The sequence below is a fragment of the Gilliamella sp. ESL1225 genome (assembly GCF_058502635.1).
This window is the reverse complement of record NZ_CP196358.1, coordinates 1,812,735-1,826,647: the sequence shown is the minus strand read 5'-3', so window position 1 is coordinate 1,826,647 and position 13,913 is coordinate 1,812,735. Positions and strand designations below refer to the sequence as shown.

Below are 13,913 nucleotides of genomic sequence, written 5' to 3'. Positions count from 1 at the left end.
ACCGGAGCGATAAAAGCAAGTCTTTTGGGATGATTGAGAGCAATATAAAACTCCGTCTTTTGTAGACGGAGTAATTTGCTAAGTTTTTTATCTAAAAGTATTTTATCGAATAGAGAGGATAAAAAGATACTTAGCTTTTTTTACGCCAAGTCGTTCCATTGGCACTGTCTTCAAGTACAATATTCATCTCATTAAGCTTATTACGTGCCTCATCGGCAAGTGCCCAGTTTTTAGCTGCTCTGGCATCATTACGTTGCTTAATTAATGCCTCAATTTGTTGCGTATCATTATCGTCATTAACGTTATTTTGTAAAAAAGCATTAGGATCTTGTTCGAGTAATCCAAGAATTTGTGCTAAGAAACGTAATTCAGCGGCTAATTGATTAGCCTTATCAATATGATTTTCTGCTTTTGCTTTGTTAATCTCGCGTGCTAGATCAAATAAAATACTATAGGCTTCTGGCGTATTGAAATCGTCATTCATAGCATCGCAAAATGAAACAAAATAGGGACTTTGTTTATTTGTAAATTGTGTGGTTGGATCGGTATCTCGTAAAGCAGTGTATAAACGCTCAAGTCCTAAACGAGCTTGTTTTAAATTTTCTTCCGTGTAATTAAGTTGGCTACGATAATGCCCTGAAAGTAAAAAATAACGAACGGTTTCGGCGTCAAAGTGTTTTAATACATCGCGAATAGTAAAAAAGTTATTTAACGATTTCGACATCTTTTCCTGATCAACCATCACCATACCTGAATGCATCCAATAATTGACATATTCGCCGTGGTGAGCACAGCTAGATTGGGCTATTTCGTTTTCATGATGTGGGAACATTAAATCCGAACCTCCCCCATGAATATCGAAATGCTCTCCTAAAAGATCGCAATTCATCGCAGAACATTCTATGTGCCATCCTGGTCGACCATTTCCCCACGGTGATTCCCAGCTAGGTTCGTTTTCTTTTGACATTTTCCATAGCACAAAATCCATTGGATTGCGTTTAGTATTAACGATTTCGACTCTTGCACCTGCTTGTAGTTGCTCTAAATTTTGTCGAGAAAGTATGCCATAGTCCTTATCACTATCGACAGAAAACATGACATCGCCATTATCAGCGATATAAGCATGATTTTTATCAATAAGTTGCTCAACTAATTTTATGATCTGCGGTATATAAAAGGTCGCTCGCGGTTCAATATCAGGGCGTTTTATATTTAGCGCATCAAAATCAGCATACATTTCTTGTAGCATTCGCTTTGTTAATTGTTCATAGCTTTCATTATTTAAAATAGCGCGTTGAATGATTTTATCATCAATATCGGTAATATTTCGTACATAGGTTAAATCATAGCCTAAGAAGCGCAAATACCGAGTGATTACATCGAATGCAACAAATGTTCGAGCATGTCCAATATGACATAAATCATAAATCGTTACACCACACACATACATGCCGATTTTATTGGGATTAATAGGTTTGAAAACGTGTTTTTCGCGAGTAAGTGTATTGTAAATCTTAAGCATAACGCATCCTAATGATAAAAAATCCGATATCTAAATATCGCCATAAATGAGGAAATTATTAATTGTGATAAAAGCGACGTAAAACGAAACCCTATTTGAAAGGGTATAAGATTATATACGTAAACGTATTTATTGTGTAGGTGTAAAAATGCGTTTACGTATTTGTTGTCTAATTACAAAATAAATAATAATAAAATAAAGCGCAAGACGGAATCTTATTTATTATGGGTTTGAATCCATTTATTCAAAAATATTTTTATGCAACAATTGCATAATGGCGTTAGCATCATTGTTTTTCACTAAAAAACAAGCATTATGTGTACTAGCACCATAGCAACAAAGTCTAATACAAAAATCATCTAATGCTCCAAACACTTCTTTAGCAACGCCTTTGATAGAGGTGAGATTATTACCTATAATCGCGATTAATGCTAAATCTTCCTCAACGGCAACATGACAGACTTGAGAAAGTTCGTCAAATAAGGCTTTAGTTAACAAACTGCCACCATTAGTTGAGGTGCCTTTTGTATCAATAGTGAGCGCAATACTAACTTCGGAAGTTGTTACTAAATCAACTGAGATATTATGCTTAGCTAAAATAGCAAATACATTAGCTAAAAAGCCTTGCGCATAAAGCATATTTAGACTGGTTAACGTTAATAATGTTTGTTTACTGCGTAAAGCTAAGGCACGAAATGCGGGCAGTGATTCGTGTATATGTGAATGATTATAAACAATAGTGCCGCCTTCTTGTGGCGCTTTACTTGAACCCACAAAAACAGGGATATTGCTGCGTACAGCGGGAACAAGGGTTGCTGGATGAAGTACTTTAGCACCAAATGTCGCCATTTCGGCAGCTTCCGCAAACGAAATTTCATCAATTCGTTTTGCTAAAGGTACAATCCTTGGGTCAGTTGTATAAATGCCTGCGACATCTGTCCAGATATCGATTTGGGTGGCATTTAAAGCTTCACCTAATAATGCGGCAGTATAATCACTGCCACCGCGACCAAGTGTTGTTGTTTTACCCGTGCTTTCACTGCCAATAAAGCCTTGTGTAACAATAATATGATCTGAATTTAATGACTTTAAATGAGCACAACAAAGCTGCTTAATTTCGTCGATTTTTGGGGTTGCTTTGCCAAACTGATCATCCGTGCGCATGACTTTTCGAACATCAAACCATAGGGCATTTTTATGTTGTTCTTTTAAGATTGCCACAAAAAGTTTTGATGACATAATTTCGCCATAACTGACTAATTCATCGGTTAATGCGGTCGAGGTTGCTAAACTGGCGGCTTCTGATAATGAGGCAATATTGGAGATGATTGCGTCGATTTCTTCGCGTAAGAGTGGATTTTCGGGTAACGCTTCTAAAATATCATATTGAATGGATTGGATTTTAACGAGATGCTGTTTACGAATTTCTTCAGAACGTCCTTCAGCTAACGCGACTAAAAGATTTGTGATGCCGGCAGAGGCAGATAATACGACCACTTTTACATTGGGATTAGCTAAAATAATATTCGCACTATTCACCATAGATTGATAATTAGCAACACTTGTGCCACCAAATTTTGCAATAATAAAAGGTGTATTCATAACGCCCTCAAATAAAAATGTTTTTGTAAAGAATTTATAAAAATTGTGTTACATAGCATTAACGATTATATAAAGGCAGTCAAGAAAATAGTCATTAAAAAACTTTAAGATTTTATTGAATTATTGATAAACCTTATAATTCCTGATCAAATAATGCAATAATGGTTTGGTATAATTCTTTTACGCTACCGTCTTTGGTTGGCGTACTAAAAATGGTATCATCGCCGGCAATTGAGCCTAGAATGCCTTCTGATTTACCCATTGAATCTAATAAACGAGCAATGAGCTGAGCGGCGCCCGGGCTTGTATGGATAACGACGAGTGAATGATTATAATCAATATCGATAATAAGATTTTTTAAGGGGCTTGAGGTACTTGGAATATTCATTTCGACGGGTAAGCAATAGACCATTTCAGACTTAGCATTACGTGTTCTGACCGCACCAAATTTTGTTAACATGCGAGATACTTTTGATTGATTAATATTATCAAATCCGAGTTCTTGCAAAGCTTGTACTATTTCGATTTGCGAACTAAATTTTTCTTGTTGTAATATGTCTTTAAATGCACGCGTTAAATCAATCTGTTTCATAATGTAGCCTTAATATACTTAATGCAAATAATTATGCATCATTTGTGCATAAAACTAAAGAAGATATTTGCAATATTAGTTATCTAAACAATATATTTTTAGGTTTTATGACTCTTTGCGCGCAGATTTTGGACGAAATGATCGAATAATATGCTCATGCGTTTCAATGTAAGGCCCATCTAAAAGTTGAATACAATAAGGTATGGCCGCAAAAATGCCAGAGACACGTGAATTGCCTTGTTCATCTTTAACACCTTCAAGGGTTTCTCTAATCGATTTAGGTTGACCGGGTAGATTGACGATTAAGCATTTTTTTCGAATAACAGCGACTTGTCTTGATAAAATAGCGGTTGGCACAAAATGCAAACTGATCTGTCGCATTTGTTCACCAAATCCAGGCATTTCACGATCGGCAATAGCCAGTGTAGCATCAGGAGTGACATCCCTAATTGCCGGTCCAGTTCCCCCTGTTGTAAGAATTAAATCACAATTTAATTGATCAACAAATTGACATAAGGTTTCTTCAATCAGTAATTTTTCATCAGCAATAATTGCGTGTTCGGTTATAAATGGGGTAATTAATGCTTTTTGTAACCAATCCATTAGGGCTGGGATGCCTTGATCTTGATAAACGCCGTTTGCTGCTCTGTCAGAAATCGAGATTAAACCAATTTTAAACATATTCTTCTCAATCGTTAAAATGATAGCTGTTAAAGGAAAAACAATAATTATATTTCGATCATAAATAGGTTGTAAAGAATTGGAATCTCTAACATAATCGCATTTGCTTTTTATCATGTTTAATTAATTAGGATTAAGTCATGTCTTTAGTTCCTGCTCTCGAATTAATCGATCTCAAAAAAACGTATAAAAACGGCGTTAAAGCATTAAAAGGTATCAATCTAACCGTAAAAGCGGGTGATTTTTATGCCTTACTTGGACCCAATGGCGCCGGTAAATCAACTACCATAGGTATTATTAGCTCTCTTGTTAAAAAAACAGCCGGACAAGTAAAAATTTTTGGCTATGATTTAGATAAAGATGAGGTCAATGCCAAAAGGCTATTAGGTCTTGTACCACAAGAATTTAATTTTAATCCGTTCGAAACTGTACTACAAATTGTTGCCAATCAAGGTGGTTATTATGGTTTGACAAGGCAATTAGCGCTTGAGCGTGCTGAAAAATATTTACGTATTTTAGAATTATGGGATAAACGAGATAGTCGTGCTCGAATGTTATCGGGCGGAATGAAAAGGCGTTTAATGATAGCGCGAGCATTAGTGCACGAGCCTAAATTATTAATTCTTGATGAACCAACCGCTGGCGTTGATATTGAAATTCGCCGATCAATGTGGCAATTTTTACGAGAAATTAATGCACAAGGTATTACTATTATACTCACAACCCATTATTTAGAAGAAGCTGAAATGCTATGCCGCCATATTGGTATTATCCAAGATGGTGAATTAATTCGTAATACCTCAATGCGAGATCTACTTGCAAATAGCCAATTTGAAACCCTTCTTTTGGATTATGTGCCAGCTAATAATCTGCCAATATTAGAGGGATATGATATGCATATAGTCGAAACCGGCACAATTGAAGTTAAAATTGATAAAGAACATGATCTTAATCATCTATTTCAATTACTTAATCAGCAAAATATTCAAATCTTAAGTTTACGTAATAAGACTAATCGGTTAGAAGAACTTTTTGTTGAAATTGTACAAAAGGATAAATTACAAGGGCAAAATTGTTATGAATAAACTTTATTGGATCGCATTAAAAACGATTTGGCGTAAAGAAATTACCCGTTTTTTAAGGATTTGGATTCAAACATTAATTCCACCGGTTATTACCATGACGCTGTATTTTATTATTTTCGGTAATCTAATTGGCTCAAGAGTTGGTGAGATGGATGGACATAGTTACATGGCTTTTATTGTGCCCGGATTAATTATGATGTCAGTGATAACCAATTCTTATACAAATGTGTGTTCATCATTTTATAGCGCTAAATTTCAACATAATATTGAAGAACTACTCGTCGCCCCCGTACCGACGCATATTATTATTTGGGGTTATGTTGGTGGCGGTGTTGCAAGGGGTGTTTGTACTGGAATTTTAGTGACCATAGTTTCTGCATTTTTTGTAAGTTATCATGTCCATTCTTGGCTGATTATTATCGCTACGTTACTTTTGACAGCAATTTTATTTTCGTTAGCTGGATTATTAAATGCGGTATTTGCAAAAAGTTTTGATGATATCAGTATTGTGCCGACTTTTGTATTAACGCCATTAACTTACTTAGGCGGCGTATTTTATTCGTTATCTTTATTACCGACAATATGGCAATGGATCTCGAAACTAAATCCCATTGTTTATATGATAAATGGTTTCCGTTATGGATTTTTAGGCATTAGCGATGTGCCTTTATGGATTACATTTTCAATGTTATTGTGTTTTGTTATCGTTATTTATATTGCTGTATGGCGAATTATTGAAAGTGGTAAAGGGCTGCGTAGTTAATCGTTAACCAATGAAAATAGAAATAAATAAGACGAAAAAAATCCCGCGACTGCGGGATTTTGTTATTCATAAATACCTAATTTCTTTTCAAGATAATGAATATTAGTTCCGCCTTTTGCGAAATTCTCATCATTTAAGATCTGAATATGTAAATCGATATTTGTTTTAATTCCATCAATAACGAGTTCAGCTAAAGCATTTTTCATACGTGCAATCGCAATTTCACGAGTTTCACCATAAGTAATCAACTTGCCTATCATTGAATCGTAATAAGGGGGTACTGTATAGCCTGCATAAATATGCGATTCCCAACGGATGCCAAAACCACCTGGTGCATGAAAACGAGTAATTTTACCTGGAGAAGGCATAAATGTTTTCGCATCTTCAGCATTAATACGACATTCGATGGCATGACCTTTAAGAGGAATATCACTTTGTTTTAATGTGAGTGGATTGCCTGCAGCAATCGAAATTTGCTCACGAATAAGATCGACACCTGTAACAAGTTCAGTGACAGGATGTTCTACTTGAATACGGGTATTCATTTCAATGAAATAAAATTCCCCATTTTCAAATAAAAATTCAAAGGTACCCGCACCGCGATAATTAATTTCAAGACATGCATTGACACAGCGTTCACCAATGAATTTACGCATTTCAGGAGTAATACCGACTGCGGGTGCTTCTTCAATAATTTTTTGGTGGCGTCTTTGCATTGAACAATCGCGTTCGCCTAAATAAACCGCATGACCTTGACCGTCAGATAAAACTTGGATTTCGATATGGCGAGGGTTTTCGAGGAATTTTTCCATATAAACCATATCATTATTAAACGCGGTTTTCGCTTCTAATTTAGTCATTTTTATGGCTTGTTCAAGATCTTTTTCGTGACGCACAATACGCATACCACGACCACCACCGCCACCAGATGCTTTAATAATAACCGGATAACCAATTTCTTTAGCAATGAGTTTATTTGTCTCTATATTGTTACCTAAAGGACCACCAGAACCAGGAACACAAGGTACACCGGCTTTTTTCATGGCATTAATGGCAGAGACTTTATCACCCATTAAGCGAATCGTTTCAGCTTTTGGACCAATAAAAATAAAGCTAGAACGTTCTACTTGTTCTGCAAAATCGGCATTTTCCGATAAAAACCCATAACCAGGATGGATAGCCGATGCGCCAGTTACTTCGGCGGCGGCAATTAAGGCTGGAACATTTAGATAGCTTTTAGCTGAAGCAGCCGGCCCAATACACACTGTTTCATCGGCTAATAAAACATGTTTTAAATCTTTGTCGGCTGTCGAATGCACGGCGACAGTCTTAATACCGAGTTCTTTACATGCTCGCAAAATACGAAGAGCAATTTCTCCTCGATTCGCAATAAGAATTTTATCAAGCATAGTTAACCTTTTACTTGTATTACTCAATTTAAAGAGGTCAGGTTATTCAATAACGAATAGTGGCTGATCAAATTCAACGGGTTGACCATTTTCAACTAAAATGGCGGTGATTTTACCCGCTTTTTCAGATTCGATTTGATTCATCATTTTCATTGCTTCAACAATGCAAAGTACATCACCGACATTAACTTGTTGTCCAACTTCAACAAAAGCTTTTGAATCTGGGCTAGGGGTACGATAAAAAGTACCGACCATAGGCGAATTAATTGTCGTGCCTCGTGCTTGCACATCGCTATTACTTGTCACAACGTCAGATGAAGGGGCTGTGTTAACAATGACTGGACTTGGTTGCGGAATTTGAATGTTTTGAACAGGAGCAGAATAATTTGCTGTAGGGACAGAACGACTAATCCTTACAGATTCTTCCCCTTCAGAAATCTCAAGTTCAGAAATACCTGATTCTTCAACTAATTCAATTAACTTTTTAATTTTGCGTATATCCATGAATCACACCGTGTTTGTTTGATATAAATAACAATTATATAAATGCATTGACATTTAAAATTAATATTTTTAAGTAAGTCATTAATTTTAAACAGTTAACATCTATTATTAAAATAAAAAATAAGACTAAAAAATGGTATTTTCTTTCAATTAACGTTAAAAATTAGCGTCAATTATTTAGTTTAACACACAAAAATCTTTCAAATTTTTTAATAAATAATAACAATGCATTTATGAATATTGACCGGCAAGGATACACTGTAAAATAAATTTTGTCATTATATATCTAGTTTATAAAATAAATTTGCTGACAAATATTTATAATTCTCCTCTTTCTAAGAAATAATCTATTGATTTATTTTTAAAAAGAAAAATATGGTATTAGTTAATAGATGTCGATTAGGAAGTATTGATATAAATTTTTGCTTATTACGCATTTAGTTTTTCAAGGATGTCAAAAGGGTAATAATTGTTTTATAATGATGAAATTTTTTAAAAACTGGAATATAGATAAGGTATTTTATGCGTTCGATTTATTGTGGGCAGTTAACAAAATCAAATCTGGATCAAGACGTTAAACTTTGTGGTTGGGTAAATAAACGACGAGATTTAGGCGGAATGATCTTTATTGATATGCGCGATCGTGAAGGCATTGTGCAAGTTATTTTTGATCCAGATTTTAAACATGCTTACGAATTAGCCTCTTCATTACGTAATGAATTTTGTATCCAAATTACGGGTAAAGTAAGAGCAAGGCCCGATGGGCAAACTAATAAAGATATGGTAACCGGCGAAGTTGAAGTGCTTGCAACAGATCTTGTCATTTTTAATAGTTCTGATGTTTTACCCCTCGATTTTAATCAAAATAATAGCGAAGAACAGCGTTTAAAATATCGCTATATTGATTTACGTCGCCCGGAAATGAGCACTATTTTTAAAACGCGTGCTAAAATTACCGCATTTGTTCGTTCTTTTATGAATGCACATGGTTTTTTAGATATCGAAACGCCTATGTTAACGAAAGCAACGCCTGAAGGCGCCCGCGATTATTTGGTGCCAAGTCGTATTCATAAAGGGGAATTTTATGCTTTACCCCAATCGCCACAATTATTTAAACAATTATTAATGATGTCAGGATTTGATCGTTATTATCAAATCGTTAAATGTTTTCGTGATGAAGATTTACGTGCTGATAGACAACCTGAATTTACACAAATCGATGTTGAAACGTCGTTTATGTCTGCTGATGAAGTCAGAGCCATTATGGAGCAGATGATCCGTGAACTTTGGTTAAACATTAAAAATGTCGATTTAGGTCAATTTCCAGTTATGACCTATGCTGAAGCTATGCGCCGTTATGGTAGTGACAAACCCGATTTACGTAATCCGCTTGAAATTATCGATGTAGCCGATTTGGTTAAAGATAGTGAATTTAGTGTGTTTAAAACACCGGCTAATGATCCAAAAGGACGTGTTGCACTTTTATGTGTTCCAAAGGGAGCTGAGTTAACGCGTAAACAATTAGACGATTATACAAAGTTTATTTCAGTTTACGGTGCTAAAGGTATGGCATGGATCAAAGTTAATGATCGTAGTAAAGGTTTAGAGGGTGTACAAAGTCCTATTGCTAAGTTCTTTAATGAAACGCAAATGGAAGCCTTATTATCAAGAGCAAACGCCAAAGATGGCGATATTTTATTATTTGGTGCAGATAGTTATAAGGTTGTGAGTGATGCATTAGGTGCACTGCGTTTAAAAGTCGGTAAAGATTTAAATCTCACTGATGAAAATAAATGGGCAGTTCTTTGGGTGATTGATTTCCCGATGTTTGAAGAAGTCGATGGTGGATTAAGTGCGATGCACCATCCTTTTACGTCTCCTAAAGACTTTACACCTGAAGCGTTACGTGCCGATCCTACTCATGCTGTCGCCAATGCTTATGATATGGTTATTAATGGTTATGAAGTGGGTGGTGGCTCGGTGCGTATTCATCGCAGTGAAATGCAGCAAGCTGTATTTGCAATTTTAGGTATCAATGAACAAGATCAACGTGATAAATTTGGCTTTTTACTTGATGCTTTAAAATATGGCACTCCGCCACATGCTGGACTTGCTTTTGGTTTAGATAGATTAACGATGTTATTAGCTGGTACAGATAATATTCGTGATGTTATTGCGTTTCCTAAAACGACAGCAGCAGCATGTTTATTAACAGATGCACCAAGTCAAGCTAATCCGGTCGCTTTGGCAGAATTAGGGATTGAAATGAGCGAAAAATCATCATAATATTATGCGTTAATTTGCTATTTAAAACGTTTTTTAAAGCGAATTTAAATGATTATCATGCTTAATTTATATGGTCACCTTTAATGACTAATTACAAAAAACCTGAGTCTATTTTAGTTGTGATTTATTGCCAATCATCAAGGCGTTGTCTTATGTTACAACGTCTTGATGATTTACAATTTTGGCAATCTGTTACAGGTAGTTTAGAAGCAGGTGAAACCCCCATGGATGCAGCAATTCGAGAAGTAGGTGAAGAAACGTCGATTGATATTATTCATGAAAATCTTTCCCTTATAGATGCTCATTATTCGATTGAATTTGAAATTTTTGCACAATTTCGTCATCGCTATGCACCAGGGGTGACAGTCAATAAAGAACATTGGTTTTATTTATGTTTGCCTAATGAACGTATTCCACTGTTAAGTGAACATTTAGCGTATCAATGGCTAAGTTATGAAGATGCCGCTAATTTAACGGTTTCACCGAATAATGCTGATGCGATTAGACAAATACCGCTTATTGACATACAAAATGATTTGTAGAAAATAAATTTATTATCAGTATTATTTTTATAAAAAGTTGCGAAAACAACATTAAAAGATTTTTTATCTTGTTTTAGTAACATAAATATACGTTATACATTAATGAAGGTTAAGTAATGAATTTTAAAGATTTCCGAGATTTTTTGAATTATCTTGAAGAGCAAGGTGAATTAAAACGTATTACTTATCCTGTTAATCCTTATCTTGAAATGACCGAAATTGCCGATCGTGTTTTGCAAAATGAAGGACCGGCTTTATTGTTTGAAAATCCGATTGGTTATGATATGCCTGTTTTATGTAATTTATTTGGCACGACTCGGCGAGTTGCGTTGGCAATGGGACAAGATGATATCTCGCATTTAAAAGAAGTCGGTCAACTCCTTGCTTTTTTACGTGAACCCGATCCCCCTAAAGGGATCCGGCAATTTTTTAATATTTTACCGAAATATAAACAAGTACTAAATATGCCCGTTAAACGACGTTCATCGGCACCTTGCCAACAAGTGGTGTTAAAAGATGATGAGGTTGATTTAACTAAATTACCGATTATGCATTGTTGGTCAGATGATGTTGCCCCACTTTTGTCTTTTGGACTGACAATTACAAAAGGACCTTATAAAGAAAGGCAAAATATCGGTATTTATCGTTTACAATTATTAGCTAAAAATAAATTAATTATGCGTTGGCTTTCGCACCGTGGTGGGGCACTTGATTTTGCAGAATGGCAAAAAGAACATCCTAATGAACGATTTCCTGTTGTGGTTGCTATTGGTGCCGATCCCGCAACCATTTTAGCTGCTGTTACACCTGTTCCTGATTCTTTACCCGAATACGCGTTTGCCGGTTTGTTAAGAGGCAGTCGCTCCGAAGTTGTTAAAGCACTATCTAATGATTTAGATGTGCCTTTTTCATCCGAAATTGTCCTTGAAGGTTATATTGAGCCGAATGAATTTGCCGCCGAAGGTCCATATGGCGATCATACAGGTTATTATAATGAAGTTGATAATTTTCCTGTATTTACCGTTACACATATAACGCGACGTAAAGATGCCATCTATCATTCGACTTATACAGGGAGACCACCTGATGAACCGGCAATAATGGGAATGGCTTTAAATGAAGTATTAATTCCTATTTTACAAAAACAATTTCCTGAAATTATCGATTTCTATTTACCGCCTGAGGGATGCTCGTACCGAATTGCGATTGTCACGATTAAAAAACAATATCCCGGTCATGCTAAACGGGTCATGATGGGCGTTTGGTCTTATTTACGTCAATTTATGTATACAAAATTTGTGATTGTCTGTGATGATGATATTAATGCTCGAGATTGGAAAGATGTTATGTGGGCAATTTCGACACGCATGGATCCAAAACGGGATTCTGTTTTTATTGATAATACACCAATTGATTATTTAGATTTTGCCTCACCAGTATCAGGTTTAGGTTCAAAGGTAGGATTTGATGCCACAAATAAATGGGAAGGTGAAACTATGCGTGAATGGGGCAAAGTGATTAAAAAAGATTCAGATGTCGTCGCGCATATTGATGCTATTTGGCAAGAGCTGGGTTTATAATTTTTTTAATCTTGATGATTATTTAAAATAATATAAATAATTTATTATGGATTTTAATTGGAATAATTAAGGAAGGATAAATAATAATCATGACTAATTATTGATAATTGAATCGTTTTTTTATTATATAAGGATAAATTCTTTTTAGAGAATTAAAAATTAGAGAAATAGAAAATAGAAAATTATGCAAAAATTTAAAATTTTATTAATATTACTGTTTTCGTTTGCTGTGCAAGCTAATGAAAATACATTAAAAGATAATACTCAGTTTGCAATCGAAAATTCGGATGAATTAATTTCCACTTTATTGTTCTCTGCCGAAAAGGGTGAGCATGATGCGCAGTATACACTTGGTAATATTTACAGTCAGGGTTTAGGCGTTGATATAAGTAATGAGCGTGCTTTTTTTTGGTATAAAAAAGCCGCTGAAGGAAAATTGCCAAATGCGCAAAATAACTTAGCCTACATGTATCAATATGGGTTAGGGGTGAAACAAGATTTAACAATGGCATTTAATTATTTTAAATTAGCTGCCGATCAAAATTACCCATTAGCTTTATATAATCTTGCCTCAATGTATAAAAATGGTGAAGGTACTGAGAAAAACATTCCATTAGCGATTAAATATTTTACCGAAGCCGGTGAGCAAGGTATTGTTGATGCTTACTTGAATTTAGGCATTATGAATTTTGCTGGTGATGGTATACCTAAAAATCGGCAAGTAGCAGCCGATTGGTTTAGTCGAGCAGCAAGCGATAATAATATAGAAGCACAATATTATTTAGGGTTAATGTCAGAATATGGTGATGGAATAACGAAAAATATGGTTGCTGCTGTCTATTTTTACACCAAAGCTGCTGAACAAGGTTATGAGCCTGCTATGTATAATTTAGGGATTATTTATGCAACAGGACAGGGAGTTGACCCAGATAATGCGAAAGCAGCATCTTGGTTTAAGCAATCTGCTGAACTGGGTAATATGAATGCGCAATTTAATCTTGCCGTGATGTATGAAGTTGGCGGTGGCGTTGATAAAGATGTGCAAAGTGCCATTAAATGGTATACCAAAGCAGGTGAACAAGGCAGTGCAGATGCGCAATATACGTTAGGTCTTAAATATTATTCAGGTGATGATGTGGCAAAAGATAGCGAAAAAGCTATCTACTGGTTCTCAAAAGCCGCTGACCAAGGCAATGTCGATGCGCAAAATTATTTAAATATCTTACAAAATCATCCATAATCAATAAAGTACTCTTCATTAATTAGTTTATCGTTTACGGCATTGTTAATCTTGATTAACAATGCCGTTTTTAATTGCCGATGTAATACGAAAGTTATCGAGAGGTA

12 protein-coding genes are annotated in these 13,913 nt (G+C 35.3%); 6 read left to right on the top strand and 6 right to left on the bottom strand.

From position 1 onward, the window contains the following. Positions 1-130 precede the first annotated feature (130 nt). From cysS to mog, 4 genes are all read right to left on the bottom strand, one after another. Positions 131-1,522, bottom strand: a complete 1,392-nt coding sequence (gene cysS, locus ACSYSW_RS08345; RefSeq protein WP_491705496.1) for a cysteine--tRNA ligase — start codon at positions 1,520-1,522, stop codon at positions 131-133. A gap of 240 nt (positions 1,523-1,762) precedes the next feature. After that, complete coding sequence (lysC, locus tag ACSYSW_RS08340) at positions 1,763-3,124, bottom strand: lysine-sensitive aspartokinase 3 (RefSeq protein WP_491705497.1); 1,362 nt, start codon at positions 3,122-3,124, stop codon at positions 1,763-1,765. Between the two features lie 133 nt (positions 3,125-3,257). After that, a complete protein-coding gene (argR, locus tag ACSYSW_RS08335) occupies positions 3,258-3,716 on the bottom strand; it encodes a transcriptional regulator ArgR (RefSeq protein ID WP_491705498.1) in 459 nt (152 codons plus the stop codon). Positions 3,717-3,821: 105 nt separating this feature from the next. After that, complete coding sequence (gene mog / locus ACSYSW_RS08330) at positions 3,822-4,397, bottom strand: molybdopterin adenylyltransferase (protein ID WP_491706052.1); 576 nt, start codon at positions 4,395-4,397, stop codon at positions 3,822-3,824. Positions 4,398-4,537: 140 nt separating this feature from the next. On the opposite strand from mog, the gene ACSYSW_RS08325 reads away from it, so the two are divergent. After that, a complete protein-coding gene (locus ACSYSW_RS08325) occupies positions 4,538-5,482 on the top strand; it encodes an ABC transporter ATP-binding protein (RefSeq protein WP_491705499.1) in 945 nt (314 codons plus the stop codon). Next, on the top strand, positions 5,475-6,245 hold the full coding sequence (locus ACSYSW_RS08320; RefSeq protein WP_491705500.1) for an ABC transporter permease: 771 nt from the start codon (positions 5,475-5,477) through the stop codon (positions 6,243-6,245). The genes ACSYSW_RS08325 and ACSYSW_RS08320 overlap by 8 nt, the downstream gene beginning before the upstream one ends. Positions 6,246-6,307: 62 nt before the next feature. On the opposite strand, the gene accC is transcribed toward ACSYSW_RS08320, so the two are convergent. Together accC and accB are read right to left on the bottom strand one after the other, a co-directional pair. Then, positions 6,308-7,654, bottom strand: a complete 1,347-nt coding sequence (gene accC / locus ACSYSW_RS08315) for an acetyl-CoA carboxylase biotin carboxylase subunit (RefSeq protein ID WP_491705501.1) — start codon at positions 7,652-7,654, stop codon at positions 6,308-6,310. 42 nt (positions 7,655-7,696) lie between these two features. Further along, positions 7,697-8,158, bottom strand: a complete 462-nt coding sequence (gene accB, locus ACSYSW_RS08310) for an acetyl-CoA carboxylase biotin carboxyl carrier protein (protein WP_491705502.1) — start codon at positions 8,156-8,158, stop codon at positions 7,697-7,699. 522 nt (positions 8,159-8,680) lie between these two features. Between accB and aspS the strand changes: the two genes are divergently transcribed. The 4 genes from aspS to ACSYSW_RS08290 all read left to right on the top strand — a co-directional run bounded on the left by aspS (position 8,681) and on the right by ACSYSW_RS08290 (position 13,806). Continuing rightward, on the top strand, positions 8,681-10,444 hold the full coding sequence (gene aspS, locus ACSYSW_RS08305) for an aspartate--tRNA ligase (RefSeq protein ID WP_491705503.1): 1,764 nt from the start codon (positions 8,681-8,683) through the stop codon (positions 10,442-10,444). 83 nt (positions 10,445-10,527) lie between these two features. Next, the gene (gene nudB / locus ACSYSW_RS08300) at positions 10,528-10,986 is read left to right on the top strand and encodes a dihydroneopterin triphosphate diphosphatase (RefSeq protein ID WP_491705504.1); all 459 of its coding nucleotides are present in this window, start codon (positions 10,528-10,530) and stop codon (positions 10,984-10,986) included. Between the two features lie 116 nt (positions 10,987-11,102). Next, a complete protein-coding gene (gene ubiD / locus ACSYSW_RS08295) occupies positions 11,103-12,566 on the top strand; it encodes a 4-hydroxy-3-polyprenylbenzoate decarboxylase (protein ID WP_491705505.1) in 1,464 nt (487 codons plus the stop codon). A 184-nt stretch (positions 12,567-12,750) separates the two neighbouring features. After that, the gene (locus tag ACSYSW_RS08290) at positions 12,751-13,806 is read left to right on the top strand and encodes an SEL1-like repeat protein (RefSeq protein ID WP_491705506.1); all 1,056 of its coding nucleotides are present in this window, start codon (positions 12,751-12,753) and stop codon (positions 13,804-13,806) included. The last annotated feature ends 107 nt before the right edge of the window (positions 13,807-13,913 follow it).